At 65.4% G+C, this 16,120-nt stretch carries 12 protein-coding genes; 5 read left to right on the forward strand and 7 right to left on the reverse strand.

What is annotated here, in order from left to right:
* Positions 1 to 40 precede the first annotated feature (40 nt).
* The 7 genes from secA to mtrA all read right to left on the reverse strand — a co-directional run bounded on the left by secA (position 41) and on the right by mtrA (position 10,304).
* On the reverse strand, positions 41 to 2,779 hold the full coding sequence (gene secA / locus ACZ9BC_RS11260) for a preprotein translocase subunit SecA (RefSeq protein WP_476246023.1): 2,739 nt from the start codon (positions 2,777 to 2,779) through the stop codon (positions 41 to 43).
* Positions 2,780 to 2,878: 99 nt separating this feature from the next.
* The gene (locus ACZ9BC_RS11265) at positions 2,879 to 4,102 is read right to left on the reverse strand and encodes a winged helix-turn-helix domain-containing protein (RefSeq protein ID WP_476246024.1); all 1,224 of its coding nucleotides are present in this window, start codon (positions 4,100 to 4,102) and stop codon (positions 2,879 to 2,881) included.
* A gap of 30 nt (positions 4,103 to 4,132) precedes the next feature.
* Positions 4,133 to 4,858 (reverse strand): ribosome hibernation-promoting factor, HPF/YfiA family, encoded by a 726-nt coding sequence (hpf, locus tag ACZ9BC_RS11270; protein WP_079597255.1) that lies wholly within the window; start codon positions 4,856 to 4,858, stop codon positions 4,133 to 4,135.
* A 178-nt stretch (positions 4,859 to 5,036) separates the two neighbouring features.
* Positions 5,037 to 5,921 carry a ComF family protein gene (locus ACZ9BC_RS11275; RefSeq protein ID WP_476246025.1) on the reverse strand — a complete coding sequence of 295 codons (885 nt, stop codon included), beginning with the start codon at positions 5,919 to 5,921 and terminating at the stop codon, positions 5,037 to 5,039.
* A 75-nt stretch (positions 5,922 to 5,996) separates the two neighbouring features.
* A complete protein-coding gene (locus tag ACZ9BC_RS11280; protein WP_476246026.1) occupies positions 5,997 to 7,715 on the reverse strand; it encodes an LpqB family beta-propeller domain-containing protein in 1,719 nt (572 codons plus the stop codon).
* Positions 7,712 to 9,658 (reverse strand): MtrAB system histidine kinase MtrB, encoded by a 1,947-nt coding sequence (gene mtrB, locus ACZ9BC_RS11285; protein WP_476246027.1) that lies wholly within the window; start codon positions 9,656 to 9,658, stop codon positions 7,712 to 7,714. Before mtrB ends, ACZ9BC_RS11280 begins: the two co-directional genes overlap by 4 nt.
* Positions 9,630 to 10,304 carry an MtrAB system response regulator MtrA gene (mtrA, locus tag ACZ9BC_RS11290; RefSeq protein ID WP_258802674.1) on the reverse strand — a complete coding sequence of 225 codons (675 nt, stop codon included), beginning with the start codon at positions 10,302 to 10,304 and terminating at the stop codon, positions 9,630 to 9,632. The genes mtrB and mtrA overlap by 29 nt, the downstream gene beginning before the upstream one ends.
* Positions 10,305 to 10,482: 178 nt before the next feature.
* Between mtrA and ACZ9BC_RS11295 the strand changes: the two genes are divergently transcribed.
* Genes ACZ9BC_RS11295 through ACZ9BC_RS11315 form a run of 5 tightly spaced genes read left to right on the forward strand, consistent with a single transcriptional unit; the run spans position 10,483 to position 16,087 of the window.
* Entirely contained in the window at positions 10,483 to 11,958 is a 1,476-nt protein-coding gene (locus tag ACZ9BC_RS11295) for a DUF7847 domain-containing protein (protein WP_476246028.1), read from the forward strand.
* The gene (locus tag ACZ9BC_RS11300) at positions 11,948 to 12,595 is read left to right on the forward strand and encodes a DUF4129 domain-containing protein (protein WP_476246029.1); all 648 of its coding nucleotides are present in this window, start codon (positions 11,948 to 11,950) and stop codon (positions 12,593 to 12,595) included. Before ACZ9BC_RS11295 ends, ACZ9BC_RS11300 begins: the two co-directional genes overlap by 11 nt.
* Entirely contained in the window at positions 12,592 to 13,803 is a 1,212-nt protein-coding gene (locus tag ACZ9BC_RS11305; protein WP_476246030.1) for a DUF4350 domain-containing protein, read from the forward strand. The genes ACZ9BC_RS11300 and ACZ9BC_RS11305 overlap by 4 nt, the downstream gene beginning before the upstream one ends.
* Complete coding sequence (locus tag ACZ9BC_RS11310) at positions 13,800 to 14,795, forward strand: AAA family ATPase (protein WP_476246031.1); 996 nt, start codon at positions 13,800 to 13,802, stop codon at positions 14,793 to 14,795. The genes ACZ9BC_RS11305 and ACZ9BC_RS11310 overlap by 4 nt, the downstream gene beginning before the upstream one ends.
* Positions 14,795 to 16,087: a DUF58 domain-containing protein gene (locus ACZ9BC_RS11315; protein ID WP_476246032.1), complete on the forward strand. Its 1,293-nt coding sequence runs from the start codon at positions 14,795 to 14,797 to the stop codon at positions 16,085 to 16,087. The genes ACZ9BC_RS11310 and ACZ9BC_RS11315 overlap by 1 nt, the downstream gene beginning before the upstream one ends.
* Positions 16,088 to 16,120 lie beyond the last annotated feature (33 nt).

Here is a 16,120-nt window from a genome sequence, read left to right on the forward strand (position 1 = left end):
GCCTGCTTTCCGTGCGGCTGCCTGGTTTAACGCGCGGCCGTCAGCGCCGCTTCTTCTTGCCCGAACGTTTGGCCGCATCCTGGGCTGCCGCCTTGGCCGGGTTGCCCGAACGGCCCGGCTGCCTGGTCTCCACGCGGGTTTGGGTCTCGCCGCTTTCGCTGGGAGCAGTGTATTGCAGCTGGGCGGGCCTTTCCGGCGCTTCCAGGCCAGCCGCGCGGACCTGGGGCTCCACGTGCTCCGTGTGCCCGCCGGCTGCATCGGGTACCACCACGTCCTGGGCGGGGGTGACTTCCACTTCCAGGTTGAACAGGAAGCCCACGCTTTCCTCGCGGATGGCCTCCATCATGCTCTGGAACAGGACGAAGCCCTCACGCTGGTATTCCACGAGCGGATCGCGCTGGGCCATGGCCCGCAGCCCGATTCCTTCCTTAAGGTAGTCCATCTCATAGAGGTGTTCCTGCCATTTGCGTCCAATGACGGACAGGACCACGCGGCGCTCCAGCTCCCGCATGCTCTCCGAACCGATGGCTTCCTCCCGCGCCTGGTAGACCAGGCGGGCGTCGGACAGCAGCTCTTCCTTGAGGAACTCAACGGTCAGCCGTGATTTGCCGCCCGCCTCGTCAATGATGTCCTCGGCGGTGACGCTTACCGGGTACAGCGTCTTCAGGTTGGTCCACAGCTGGTTGAAGTCCCAATCGTCGCCGTTGCCTTCCGCGGTTGCGTCATCGATCAGCGCGGAAATGGTGTCCTCCACGAAGAACTGCACCTTTTCGTGCAGGTCGTCACCTTCCAGGATCCGACGCCGGTCACTGTAGATGGCCTCGCGCTGGCGGTTCAGGACGTCGTCGTACTTCAGCACGTTCTTGCGCTGCTCGGCGTTCCGGCCTTCCACCTGCCCCTGGGCGGAAGCGATAGCGCGGGAGACGAGCTTGGACTCCAGCGCAACGTCGTCCGGGACCGAGCTGTTCATCAGGCGTTCGGCGGCACCCGAGTTGAAAAGCCGCATGAGGTCATCAGTCAGCGACAGGTAGAAGCGGGACTCGCCGGGGTCGCCCTGGCGTCCGGAACGGCCGCGGAGCTGGTTGTCGATCCGGCGGGATTCGTGCCGTTCGGTTCCCAGGACGTAAAGGCCGCCCAGGTTCAGAACTTCCTCGTGTTCGTCCTTAACCGACTGCTTGGCTGCGTCGAGGGCTGCAGGCCAGGCGGACTCGTACTCCTCGGAGTTCTCCTCGGGATCCAGACCGCGCTTTGCCAGTTCGGCGACGGCGGTGAATTCCGCGTTGCCGCCGAGCATGATGTCGGTACCGCGGCCGGCCATGTTGGTCGCCACGGTGACGGCGCCCTTCCGGCCGGCCTGGGCAACGATGGCAGCTTCCCGTGCGTGGTTCTTTGCGTTGAGCACCTCGTGGCGGATGCCCTCCTTCGCCAGGAGCCGCGAAAGGTATTCGCTTTTCTCGACGCTGGTGGTGCCCACCAGGACCGGCTGGCCCTTTTCGTGCCGCTCCGCAATGTCGCGGACAACGGCGTCGAACTTGACCGTTTCGTTCTTGAACACGAGGTCCGGCTGGTCGATGCGCTGCATGTCGCGGTTCGTCGGAATGGCCACGACGCCCAGCTTGTAGGTGCTCATGAACTCGGCTGCCTCGGTTTCGGCAGTTCCCGTCATGCCCGAGAGCTTGTGGTACATGCGGAAGTAGTTCTGCAGCGTCACAGTGGCCAGCGTCTGGTTTTCGGCCTTAATCTCGACGCCTTCCTTGGCCTCGATCGCCTGGTGCATGCCCTCGTTGTAGCGGCGGCCAGCCAGGATGCGGCCGGTGTGCTCATCCACGATCAGGACTTCGCCGTCCAGGATGACGTAGTCCTTGTCCCGCTTGAACAGTTCCTTGGCCTTGATGGCGTTGTTGAGGAACCCGATGAGCGGGGTGTTCGCGGATTCGTACAGGTTCTGGATGCCGAGGTAGTCTTCGACCTTTTCGATCCCGCTTTCCAGCACGCCGACGGTACGCTTCTTTTCGTCCACCTCGTAGTCCTTCTCGGGCTGCAGCCGGAGGACCACCTTGGCGAATTCGCTGTACCAGCGGTTCGTGTCCCCTTGTGCGGGACCGGAAATGATGAGCGGTGTGCGGGCCTCGTCGATGAGGATGGAGTCGACCTCATCCACAATGGCAAAGTTGTGTCCGCGCTGGACGAGTTCGTTCCTGTCCCACGCCATGTTGTCGCGGAGGTAGTCAAAACCGAACTCGTTGTTGGTTCCGTACGTGATGTCCGCGGCGTACTGCTGGCGCCGCACGGCAGGATCCTGGTTGGACAGGATGCATCCGCTGGTCAGTCCCAGGAACCGGTAGACGCGGCCCATCAGGTCAGACTGGTATTCGGCGAGGTAGTCGTTCACGGTGACCACGTGGACGCCCTTGCCGGTGAGGGCGTTGAGGTAGGCAGGAGCGGTTGCCACCAGGGTCTTGCCTTCACCGGTCTTCATTTCTGCAATGTTGCCCAGGTGCAGTGCCGCGCCGCCCATCAGCTGGACGTCGAAGTGCCGCATTCCGAGGGTTCGTGAGGACGCTTCCCGCACCGCGGCGAAAGCCTCCGGGAGCAGGTCATCCAGCTGTTCGCCGTCCTGGTGGCGTTCGCGGAGACGGTCCGTTTCCTCACGGAGTTCAGCGTCGGTGAAGGTCTTGAACGAGTCTTCCAGCGCATTGATGGAGTCGGCATAATTACGCAGTTGCCGCAGCGTTTTTTTGTCACCCGTGCGGAGTAGTTTTTCGATAAGTGATGCCACGTGAAGATGCTCCCAGTCTCATGCCGCCGAATTCTGGCGTTTTTAGTCTACGGGAGAGACAACCGGCAGGTGCCTGTTTCCCTGAGAGCGGATACCACCCTATGTGTTGGCGACAGGCCGGGCAACGGCCGCCGCGAGGGCGGCCGCGAGGTCTCCGGCGGGGTAGACCTCCACCTCGTGCAGTCCCAGCCAGTCAGCCATCAGGAACAGTTCCGCGGCGAGTTCGACGGCGGTATCCGGCGGAGCGTCCGGCTCACCGAACGCAGACCTGGCGAGCAGTTTCCCGCGGGCGCGGTCAGCCTTCAGGTCCACCCTGGCGACGATCCGGTCGCGGAGGAGGAATGGAAGGACGTAGTAGCCGTAGCGCCTTTTGTGCTCCGGCGTGTAGATCTCAATACGGTAGTGGAAGCCGAAGAGTTCCTCGAGCCGCCGGCGTTCAAAAACCAGGGAATCGAATGGGCTGAGCAAGGCACGTCCCGTCGCCCGCCGGGGCAGGACAGCGTCAACGTGCCGGTAGACGTCCCTGCCCCAGCCGGCCACCGTCACCGGCTCCAGCCTGCCCTTTCGGACAAGGTGCTCCACGGACTGCGCCGTTGCCTTAATGGGTGTCCGGAAGTAGTCGGCGAAACACCGCGCGCTTCCTATGCCATGTGCCTGCGCTGCAGCCTCTGTCAGCCGGTGCAGCGCAGCAGCAGGATCGGGGTCATGGGCACCGGCCGCGACATGCGGCAGCACCTTGGCAGTCAGGGTGTACTTGCGCTCAAACTGCTCGGTTCTGGAAGAAGCCGCGACCAGGCCCTCCTCGAAGAGATGCTCCAGGACGCGTTTCACCGCGTTCCAGTTCCAACCCCAGTTCGCCCTTTGCCGGTCCTCAACGTGGCCGATTCTGGCAGTGATTTCCGAGGCCGTCATCGGGCGGCTGCGTGCGAGCGTATCCAGTATCTTCGCGGCGACGGCACTGCGCTGATGGGGGTCCATGCGCGCGGCGCCGACCCAGGCGCGCTTCTGCCAGAGGAGTAGGTCCTGGTAATGCTCGGGGCGGATATAACTTGCCTCGTGGGCCCAGTACTCCACCATGCGGCGGGGATGGACGCTGGACATCCGCCGCAGGATGGTGCGGTCGTAGTTGCCCAGGCGGGAGTAGAAGGGAAGGAAGTGGCTGCGCGAGAGGACGTTGACGGAGTCGATCTGGACCAGCTGGATCTGGGCAAAGGTACGGCCCACCGTCCGTGAAGTCACGGGACCGGCGGGCCGTCCTTTGTGGAGTCCCTGTGCTGCCAAAGCGATCCGCCGTGCCTGGTCCAGGCTCAGCGCTGCTGACACATCAGTCCTCTCGGTGGGTGGCTGGCACCCTTAGGCGTTGGCGGCGGCGTCATCCGAGCGGTAGGCCAGGATCTTTTCTTCCACCACAGTATCTCCGGGCTCGCACTCATGGTCCAGTGTGATAACGCCGTACGTCCAGCCGCGGCGCCGGTACACCACAGAAGGGGTGTTGGTGGCCTTGTCAACGAAAAGGTAGAAATCGTGGCCGACGAGTTCCATGTTGTCTACGGCGTCGTCGAGGGAAAGGGACGCAGCAGGAAAGACCTTGCGCCGGATCAGGACGGGGGAATTCCCGGCGGGAATGTCGTTGTCGACGTCGTAGGGGGACTTGTCGGCGGGGGCGGCCACAGCCTCGTTCCGGTGGCTCGCCTCAAGGTAGAGCGGCTCGTGGGCACTTGCCGGTTCGAGCGTGGCAGTCGCTTCACGGACCGCCTTGGGGGTGTGGCGCCCGTGGTGGACCTTTTTCCGGTCCTTCGCGCGGCGGAGACGCTCAAGCAGTTTGTTGTATGCAAGATCAAATGCAGCGAACTTGTCGGCGGCGCTGGCTTCGGCACGGATCACGGGTCCACGGCCCAGTACTGTCACCTCAACGGTCAGCTGATCGCCGGTCTGCCGGGCATTGGTCTCCTTGGAGACTTTGGCGTCGACCCGCTGGACTTTGTCTCCAAGCGATTCGATCTTTGAGATCTTCTCCCCGGCATATTCGCGGAACCGGTCTGAAACTGTCAGATTTCGTCCGCTGATCATAAACTCCATGGTGCCCTCCAAATGACTTCGGTGACACGACGGCGGCGCTTCCCTGGGCCGAGCTGTCTGACAGTCGAGCCCCTCTCCGAGCCGCCATCGAAAGGTACATTCTGTTCTTGGTACCCACCACCGACGTTAGTTCATAGCCATGCGTTATTCATCCTTTCCTGGTTTATTTTTTTCTAAGTCATGGTTGCTTCCGCTGGTCCTCAGGGGAAGCAGCGGCGCCGCCGCCTGCATCCGGCGGGCGTGTCGCGGCCAGGACCACGCCGCCCGACACAATGGCACCGGCCTGGTGCAGTGCCCGTGCAGCTTCCGCCAGTGTGGCACCCGTGGTGAGGACGTCATCAACGATGATGCAGCGGCGCCCTGCCACCCTTAGCTGACCCCGGCGCCGGACCTCCATGGAGCCACGGACCCGCTTCGCGCGGGCACCGCGGTCCAGGCCCTTCTGGCCTCCCGTCAGGCGCAGGCCTCCGTTGCCGGTCTTCGCCAGGACGTTGACCACTGCAATGCCCGGAAGTTGCCGCGAAGCCTCCGCCAGGAGCAGGTGGACGGGGCTGAATCCCCGGTTCACGTACGCCCCGGAACTGGTGGGAACTGGAACGAGCGCGATGGAAGGCCCCTCCCCCACTGCCGCCCGGACAGCGCCGGCCAAAGAGCGCCCCAGAGCGGTTTTGAGCTGATGCTGGCCGTGCCTTTTAAAGGAAAGGAGGGCCTGCGCCAATTCCTCCCGGTAGACGCCGGCTGCAACGACCGGAAGCAGGACCGTTCCGCGGATGTCCATCAACGCAGGCGCTCCGCTTTCCGCCCTGAAGGGTTCCTTGGTCAGGCGCCTGATGTGGCGCTCGCAGGCAGTGCACAACGCACGGTCTTCCGCGCCGCAGCACACGCAGTCCACGGGAACAGCCAACGCGAGGAGATCGGCAGCGGCACCGGCCACCTGGTCGGCTAACCGCAGCAGCGCGCTGTGATGGTCAGAACGGTGCCGGGCCGGCCGGGGCGCAGGTGTTAGGAGGTCCGGATCGGCCTTGGACCGGCCCCTGCCGGGCAAGCCGGCTGCGCTGCTCACCCCTTAACACTCGGCGCGGTCCGGCATGAAGCGGAAGTCGGCAGCAGGCGTATGTGGGTAAGTCGGGTGCCTTGTTCAGCCGGGGAACGAGGGATCGATCGGGCCCTTGATTTGCGGCGACCACCCGTTGCCCAGCCGTTGGAAGATGCCCTCCGCGGACTGCGCGTACACTTCCTCGGCGCCATTTCCGGCGCTGAGGGCCACCAACCCCGGCCAGGGTGCAAGTTGCTGCGGCTGCCCGGACGTGAGGGACAGCAGTTCCGGGGTGACGTTGGAGCCCGCGGATCCCTTCATCACGGCAACGGTGGTATCGCTGACCCATGCGCCCTGGTCCGGGTTGCTTTCGGTGGCCAGCGTAACGGGCGCTGTCAGCTCCCGGGGCGTTCCGTCACCACCCCGGATGATGCCTGTCACCTGCACTCGCGTCCTGCCGTTTTGCTCCGAGATGACCAGCGCACGCACGCCTTCCCGCGAAATCCGGAATTCCTTGACCGTCCGTCCTGCAAGCCACGCCGGCGTCAGGGTGACTGAAGGGACCGGTGATCCTTCGGTGACGCCGGTGGGCCGGTAGGCAACCACCTCGGTGCCGCCGTCCGCTCCGGGGCCTGAAGTCCACACCCAGTCGCTGAGCCCGAAGGACGGGCGGCTCAACGTGCTTCTCGTGGTGAGCGCACGCGGCGGCTGTGCCGGGCTGATGCTGTACAGCGTTGTCCGGTTGTCATTGAGGAACGCGGCCGTCTGCGACACCGGGGATTCTGCCGGGAAGCGCGGATTAAGCGCAGAGACGGGCTGCATGTCCGGCAGCGGGGAAACCCTGTTGTTCTCGTACCTCACCAGCTCATTTCCGCTGATGGCGATTTGCCGCGAGGGGACGCTCTTGTCCTGTACCGGCGGCAATACTGATCCGTCGTCCTCCACGCGCACCAGGTCCTGGTTGGCGCGCAGCTCGACGTTGACGACGTCGGGCTGGCTGCGGAACGTCAGCGTCAGCTGCATTTGCATGCGGAGGCGGTCCTCCGGTGACGTTTCCATCAGTTCCTTCGCCGTCAGGTCCACCTGCGCGGCGCCTGAAACTACGGGGACCGATTCGCGGGCCAGCTTGATTCCGGATGGGAAGGCACTGGCTACGGCACCGCGGAGGTACGGGGCCGGCCCGGCGAGCAGGGCGCTCGTCATGGCCTTCACCGTTTTGTTCCTGATAAACCAGCGGACGTCCGGGACGGCGAACGTGAAGGTGGGGTCGAAGAAGTAGATCGGATACGCCCCGTAGATCACCTTGAAGGTTTCCTCGGGGATGGCCGTGCCGTCCGGAATGGCCGAAATCCTCCACTCACCGTCAACCTGGGTGACGGTGACCGGAATCTTTTCGACGGTTCCTTCCGGCGACTGCGTGGCGATACCGTCGGCGTCAACGGTATAGGCGACGTCCAGCTCGTAGTTGAAGACGTTCTCAGTATCCGTTGCTACTACGCGTGCGTCACGGTAGACGAGGGCGCGCTGGTCCGGCTTCCAGGACACGGATGACGCCTGCGTCAGGTACTGGCGGGCCACGGCGTAATCGTCCTCGTAGCCACTTCCTGCCCGGTAAAAGTAGTCAATGATGGTTTCCGGCGATGCACCCGCTTGCGGGGCGGCCGGGAGGAACACCGGTGCGCTGAGGTTTCCGGCGCTGCCTTCGCTGCTCTTCCCCACAGGTCCTGATGTGGGTATTCGCGCACAGCCCGCCAGCAGGACCAGCAACAGGGCAAGCAGGAAGGCAGCGGATCGTGCCTGGCGGTGGCCGCGGCCCATCATCGGGTCTCCTTTGATGTCGGCACCTGAGCCAGCCGTGCGGAGCCGGTTTCGAGGACCAGCATGTTCCTGTTGTCAGTTTCCCTGGGGATGTTGCCGGGCTCCCCCGGAATCATGACGTCGTCCGGTTCGAGATGGACGGGTGATGAATCAATGTCCTCGCCCTGGCGCAGCGGGAGTGTGAGCAGGAAGTTGGCACCACTGCCCTTCCTGCCCCACGCCTGCAGCCAGCCGTTGTGCAGCTTGGTGTCCTCCATGGCGATGGACAGCCCCAATCCGCTGCCTCCCGTTGTACGGGCACGGGCCGGATCGGCACGCCAGAACCTGTCGAAAACGCGGGCGGCTTCCGCCGGCTCCATGCCGATGCCATGGTCGCGGACGGCAATTCCGACGGCGGTTTGGCTGGCTGCCACGGTGACCGTCACCGGCTTTCCCTCACCGTGTTCAACGGCATTCAGGATCAGGTTCCGCAGGATCCGGTCGATCCGCCGGGCATCCATTTCCACGATGATGGCGCCCGCCGGAGCGCTGAGGACAATCCCGGAACCGTATTCGGCCGCTACCGGCGCCGCACCTTCGATCACGTGGGCAACAACCTGCAGGATGTCCTCGGCTTCGGCATCCAGCACGGCCACGCCGGCGTCGAACCGTGAGATCTCGAGGAGATCAGACAACAGCGATTGAAAGCGTTCCACCTGGTTGTAGAGCAGTTCGGCGGAGCGCTTGTTAATAGGGTCGAAGTCGTCGCGGGCGTCGTACAGGACCTCCGCTGCCATCCGGACCGTGGTCAACGGCGTCCTCAGCTCATGCGAGACATCGGATACGAAGCGCTGCTGCATTTGCGAAAGGGTGGCCAGCTGCGTGATCTGCTCCTGGAGGCTGGCAGCCATGTGGTTGAAGGAGGCGCCGAGGCGTGCCACCTCGTCCTCACCACGGACCACCATCCGCTCCTGCAGCTGTCCGGCGGCAAGTTTTTCCGAAACCATCGCGGCATGGCTGACCGGGCTGACGACGTTGCGGGTGACATACCAGGCCACTGCACCAATCAGCAGCACCAGCACAGCGCCGCCGGCCCACAGCACGCTCTGGATCTCGTCCAGGGTCTGCTGTGCGGTGTTGAGGTCGTAAATAAGGTAAAGCTCATAGACTGTGCCGTTAAACGTCACCTTGTTGCCAACGGCGATGCCCGGCCGGTCCTCGGTGCCCACCGGAATGACCGTGGACGCCCAGTACTGGTCCTTTCCTGATTCCTGTACGGCTTTGCGCAATTCCGGTGGAATAACGCTGACCGTCAATTGGTCGGAGGCACGGGATTCAACCCAGCGGTTTCGCGGCTTGGTCTGCTCAGGCATGGCTTCGAACACGTAGCGGCGCTGGATTACCGAGCCGCGCCCTTCCACCGCGTTCAGGGTGTCGTAGACCAGGGTGATGACGCTGGACTGGTCGGTGACCTGGGCGCCGTCGAATGTGTCCTGGACCTGCTTGACGTTGTAGCGCGTCTCTGACTCGGCCTGTGTCAGGCGCTCCTGGAAGAGGTTGTTGGCGATCTGGTTGGAAAGGTAGGCGCCAACAACCGCGAAGGAGGTGACGGCAAGCAGCAGCGTGGTGAGAACCGTCCGGAATTGCAGCGACCGCCGCCACCGGCGGTGCAGGGCACGGCCGATATAGCGCAGGGCCGGCAGGAAGCGGCGGAAACCCATCCTGACGAGCCGTGCCACACGCAGGCTGACGATCAGTGCACGCCGCTGCCAGATCCGGGCGCGGAACGCCAGGCGCCGGAAGCCCGGGGTCAGTGCATCGGTGTGTTCGGGGGCCGCATCAGGGTCAGTTGTTCCGGGGCGTCCGGTATTGCCTCCGGCAGCAGGGGTCGCGGGAGCGGGAACGCCCGGACCGCGTCCCCCATCAGGTGCAGCGGGATCAGGCCCCTGCTTTGTAGCCGACACCACGCACCGTCAATACGACTTCAGGAGCCTCAGGGTCCTGCTCGATTTTGGACCGCAGGCGCTGGACATGGACATTGACCAGGCGGGTGTCCGCGGCGTGCCGGTAACCCCACACCTGTTCGAGCAACAGTTCGCGCGTGAAAACCTGCCACGGTTTGCGGGCGAGGGCCACCAGGAGATCAAACTCAAGCGGAGTCAGCGAGATGCGCTCGTTTCCCCGACTGACGGTGTGGCCGGCGACGTCGATGGTGATGTCGGCTATCCGGAGGGTTTCGGGGGCCTTCTGGTCCCCCGGGCGGAGGCGCGCACGGACGCGGGCCACGAGCTCGGCGGGCTTGAAGGGCTTTGGCACATAGTCGTCGGCACCGGATTCAAGTCCGCGGACAACGTCGGAGGTGTCCGACTTGGCAGTGAGCATGACGATAGGCACATCGGACTCGGACCGGATCTGCCGGCAGACCTCGATGCCGTCCACGCCGGGAAGCATGAGGTCCAGCAATACAAGGTCCGGCCTGGATGACCGGAAAACGTCAAGCGCCTGGGCGCCGTCAGCGCAGAAGACCGGCTCGAAGCCGTCATTGCGAAGAACAATTCCAATCATTTCGGCCAGCGCTTCGTCATCATCAACCACCAGAATGCGTGCCTTCATAGTTATATATTCCCTTATCAGGCAGGCTTTGTCCTGTTCAGCGCCTTACGGCATGGCGGAACGCTAGGAGGTCCGACGCCGGAACTATAGGCTGGGGATGATGCCGGACCTTCCCGGCGCCCTCCGGAAGTTGTCCTGCGGGCGCGGGCAGCATTCGGACCAGCACGGGGGAAGGAACATGGTGTCATCACAGGATTCAGGCCAGCAGGAGCCCGGAGGCCGGGACGGGCGCGCTGACGGGCGGGACCAGGACGGCCAGGGCCATGGCGACACCTCCACCCCTGCATCACTGGCTGGCCCGGATCCATGGGGTGAAACGCCGCAGTGGAATCCCCCAAACGGGCAGCAGGCACAACAGCCGTGGGGGCAAAATACCTGGCACCCGCCCGCCGGCCAGCAGCCCACCCAGCAGCAGCTCAGCCAACAGCAGCCAGGGCAGCCTTGGGGACCACCTTCCTGGCAGCAGCAGGCCCCCGGACAACAGCCTGTCTGGGGGGCAAGCGCCGGTGGCGCATTCCCCCAGGGCGCATACCCCCAAGGCACCTATCCGGGACCGCCGTATCCCGGAGCCCACTACGGTGGCCCCTACGGCCAGCCCCGTTACGTTGCCCCGCCCAAACCCGGCATTGTTCCGCTACGCCCCCTCATGTTCGGGGAGATCATGGACGGCTCCTTCCAGGCCATCCGACGGAACGCGAAGGCCATGCTTGGCGCAGCATTGCTGGCCCAGTCACTGGTGGCCATCCTCGCGGCGGTGATCACCGCGGTAACGGCAACCTCCATGGGTTCCATCGAAGCGTGGGCAGAGACTGCCAGCCCCGCGGACCTCGCCTCGCTTGGAGTGGGCTTCTTTGCCGCCATCCTGGTGGTCGGCATCCTGACACTGTTTATCTCGGCAATCCTCCAGGGAGCCATGGTGGTTCCGGTGGCCCGGTCCATCCTCAACCGCCGCACGGGCTTCCGGCAGATGTGGACCCTGGCGCGGTCGCGGGCGGGCGCCCTGGTCCGCCTTGCTCTGGTGCTCATGGCGGCCGGCCTGCTGGCGTTCGCGCTCCTCGCCGGGGTGGCCGTCGCGCTGGTATCCGGCATGGAGGGAACCGGGGCCCTCATACTGGTACCACTGGTCCTGGGCTTTATTGCGTTGTTCATCTGGATCACCATCAAAGTGATGGTGGCTCCCGCTGCGGTTGTCATTGAGGAACTCGGAGCCCTGGCCGGGTTACGCAGGTCCTGGGAGCTGACCCGCGCCAACTGGTGGCGGATCCTGGGGATCACACTCGTGGTCAGCATCATGGTGGGAGTGATCAGCCAGGTGGTGATGATCCCGGTGAGCCTTTTGACAAGCCTCCTCACCACTTTCGCATCTCCGCACGGCGGCAGCGGGCAGGAAGCTGCTGTGGCTGTGGCTGTTGGAGTTGTCACGGCCGTCCTTGGCGCCCTGATCGGCGCACTTGGTTATGCGTTCCAGACGTCCGTTATGGCCCTGCTCTATATGGACCTGCGGATGCGCAAGGATGGCCTGGACATCATGCTGTTGCGGCTGATGGAATCAGGCGCCGATCCCGGCGGCGTCCCGGGCCGCGGCGTCGCGGCGGGGGTCCCTGGACGGGAAGGTCACGGGCCTGCGGCGGGAGCCTGGCCGGATGTCCGCTGAGCCGCCTGTGCTCCCGGACGCGGAGGAAGCCCGGCGCTGGGCAGTGGAGGAACTGGGCAAGTCTGAGTACCGTGAGGCCACCCCGTCCTGGCTTCAAACGCTGTGGATGGACTTCCTGAACTGGGTCTCGTCCCTGGATGGGTCCGCCCAGTCGGCGGGGCCATTGCCAACACCGGTTATCGGCATCGTGGTCGCCCTGATCATTGCCGTCGCCGTCATCCTCGCCCGGCCACGCCTGAACGCCGCATCCAGGCAGCCCAAGGACGTTTTTGAGGCGGACAACGAGGTGACTGCGGCTGACTACCGGCGGCGCGCCGAAGCGTCGGCCGCGGCAGGGAACTGGGGGGACGCCGTCGTCGACCGTTTCCGGGCGCTGGTCCGCTCGGCCGAGGACCGCACCATCCTGGAGCCCCAGCCCGGCCGGACGGCGGACGAAGTGGCGCGCGAGTTGTCCGTGCCGTTCAGCGCGGAAGCGCCCCGTTTGGACCACGCGGCCGGCACTTTCGACGCCGTCCGCTACGGAAACATGGCGCCACGCAGCTCCGACTACGCGGACATGGCCGCCCTGGACGTCGCCCTCGAAGCGGGCAAACCTGCGCGTTCCCAAGCACCTGGCCGCGCGGAGGTCATGCCATGACGGACATTGATACCGCCGGCATAAGGCAGCCGGAGACGAGCGTTGCAAGCCCGGACACGCTCCCGGCGCCCGGTCGAGGCCCGCTTGGATGGCTGCGAAGGCACCGGTCCCTTGCCGTCCTCGCCACGGTCTGCGCCATCGCGCTGGGCATGGCCGTCTGGGGCCAGCTTGCCCCCAAAGGTGACGCCACTCCCCTGTCGGTCAGCAATGCGGGACCGGACGGGGCACGGGCAGTCAGCGAAATCCTCGGCCGGCACGGAGTTGAGGTGCACAAGGCCGGAAACTTCGAAGCAGCCATGTCCGCGCTGGAAGCAGGATCCTCCCCTACCCTCCTGCTGTACGACCGGAGCGGTATCCTCGACGAACCTCGGCTCCTTGATCTTGCGGCCGCAGCGGGGCGGCTGGTGGTGGTGACGCCCAGGCTGGAGACGCTGTCCGCCCTGGACAGCGACATCCGGCAGGCGGGTGTGGTGCCCGACGCCTCCCCCGCACTCGTCCCGGGTTGCTCCCTTCCGGACGCACAGGCTGCCGGGGACATCTCCGGCGAGTCGGGCTTCGTGTACGACGGCGGGATGTCCTGTTACCGTCCTTCCGGTTCGGCCGCCGGGCTGCTTGCCGTCAGCGGGGACGGGCGGTTGTCCGTCCTGGGCAGCACGGGTGTGCTGAGCAACGACGGGCTGGATGAGCTGGGACACGCTGCACTGGCCCTTCGGACCCTCGGCAGTTCATCGGACCTGGTCTGGTACCTGCCGTCGTTGGAGGACCTGGATACCTTTGGCTCACCGCAAACCCTCGATGACCTGGCGCCGGACTGGGTCCGGTATCTGGGTCCCTGGCTCATCGTTGTGGCGTTGACGGCGATCGCGTGGCGCGGCCGGCGCCTCGGTCCCCTGGTGTTTGAGCCGCTGCCCGTGGTGGTCAAGGCAGTGGAGACGGCGGAGGGGCGCGCGCGGATGTACCACGACTCGCACGCCGTCGAGCAGGCCCGCGACAACCTCCGGGCCGGAACATTGGTGAGGCTTGCCGGTACGTTGCGCCTGGGGCCGGGGGCAACTGCCGAGCACACCATTGATGCGGCGGCACGGTTGCTGGACAGGCCCGCAGCCGAAGTCCGGGACCTCGTCAACCACCATCCCCGCACCGAGGCCCGGCTCGTGGCCTGGGCGCAGGAACTGAACAACCTAGAGAAAGAGGTCAGCAGCCGATGAGTGAACACGGCAGTGGCCAGCGGGTCCTTGATCCGATGGAGCACGATTCCGCCCGGCAAGCCCTTTTGGACGTGCGCCATGAGGTGTCAAAGGCGGTAGTGGGGCAGGACGCCACCGTTACCGGAATGCTGATCGCCCTGCTGTCCCAGGGGCACGTGCTGCTGGAGGGTGTGCCGGGAGTCGCCAAGACCCTGCTGGTGCGTGCCCTTTCCGCCGCGCTGAGCCTGGATACGAAGCGCGTGCAGTTCACCCCCGACCTGATGCCGGGGGATGTCACAGGATCCCTGGTGTACGACTCGCACACGTCCGAATTCACCTTCCGTGAGGGCCCGGTCTTCACCAACCTCCTCCTGGCGGACGAAATCAACAGGACGCCACCCAAGACCCAGGCATCGCTGCTGGAGGCGATGGAGGAGCGGCAGGTTTCGGTGGATGGGGTGTCCCGGCCCCTGCCGTCGCCTTTCCTCGTGGCCGCCACCCAAAACCCCGTGGAGTATGAAGGGACGTATCCGCTTCCCGAAGCGCAGCTGGACCGGTTCCTGCTCAAGCTCACCATGCCGTTGCCTGATCGGCGGGATGAAATGGAGGTCATCCGCCGCCACGCTGCCGGCTTTGATCCGCGTGACCTGGCCGCCGCCGGCGTCCGGTCCGTCGCTGGTGCCGCGGACCTGGAGCGGGCACGGCAGGCGGTGAGCGGTGTGGCCGTGGAGCCGGAAATCATCGGCTACATCGTGGACCTGGTGCGTGCCACCCGTACGGCACCGTCGTTCCTGCTCGGTGTTTCGCCCCGCGGCGCTACGGCACTCTTGAATACATCCCGGTCCTGGGCATGGCTTTCCGGCAGGGGCTTCGTGACCCCTGACGACGTCAAAGCACTGGCACTGCCCTGCCTGCGGCACCGGGTTGCCCTGCAGCCTGAAGCCCAGATGGACGGGGTCCGCGTGGACGATGTGCTGGGCAGCATCCTGGCGTCCGTTCCCGTTCCACGCTGATGGCCATCTCCGGGCGTTACGTAGTACTGGTGCTGCTGGGGCTGGTGCCGGTCCTGCTGCTGCCCGGGTGGGGAACGGTGCTGGCAGTGCTCGCCGTGCTGGCGGCACTGGCAGCAGCCGACCTGGTCCTTGCCGGTTCGCTGCGGTCCGTCCACATCCAGCGTTCCGAGCCCGGAAATGTCGCCCTGAACGGGATCATGGATGCCCGGCTCGTTGTCCGGAATGACGGGAACAGGCGCCTGCACGGCACCCTCCGTGACGGCTGGCAGCCGTCGGCGGGGGCACGAAACCCTGTCCAGGATATTGACATCCCGGCCCGCGAAAGCAGGCGGGTCACTGTTCGGCTGCAGCCGGTCCGCCGCGGAGACCTCAAGTCCCCGCACGTCACGCTGCGCTCCTTTGGACCCCTGATGCTCGCCGCCCGCCAGCGAACCGTAGAATGTCCGGGCGCGGTACGTGTCCTGCCGCCTTTTCATTCCCGGCGGCACCTGCCGTCCAAGCTGCGGAAGCTGCGCGAACTCGACGGAAAAGCTGCCGTGCAGATCCGCGGGGCCGGCACCGAGTTCGATTCCCTGCGTGACTACGTCCGGGGCGACGACGTGCGTTCCATCGACTGGCGGGCCACCGCCCGCCGTTCCGCCGTCGTCGTCCGCACCTGGCGTCCGGAACGCGACCGCCGCGTGGTGATGGTCCTGGATACGTCCCGGACGTCGGCAGCGAGGATCGACGACGAGACCCGCCTCGATACCGGCATGGAAGCTGCTCTGCTGCTCGGCGTCCTGGCCGAGCGCGGCGGTGACCGGGTTGACTTTCTGGCCTTTGACCGCCGGACCCGTGCCCGCGCGGGATCCGCCGTACAGGGCAACCTGCTGGGACAGCTGGTGCAGGCCATGGCACCACTGGACGCGGAGCTTATCGAGATGGACTGGCCGGCCGTGCCGGCGCAGGTCCGCGCCGTCACCGCACACCGGTCGCTGGTGGTGCTGCTGACCTCGCTGGACGGCGGCGCCCCGGAGGAGGGTCTCCTTCCAGCCGCCGCGCGGCTTGCCAACGACCATGTTGTGGTGGTGGCGGCTGTCCGTGACCCCCAGCTGGGCATCATGCTCCGGGACCGCGCCGACGCCGCCGGTGTTTTTCGTGCCGCAGCTGCCGAACGCGCGCTCCTTCAGCGCGCCGCTGTCAGCGCGGAGCTCCGCCGCCTCAGGGTGGAAGTGGTGGACGCTGAACCGCACCAGCTGCCCCCGCGGCTGGCAGACATGTACATCAGGCTGAAAGCGGCGGGTAAATTGTGAAGCCCGCAGTGTTTTTTGAGCAGGAGGATCTTC

Source organism: Pseudarthrobacter sp. TE3704 (assembly GCF_056279405.1).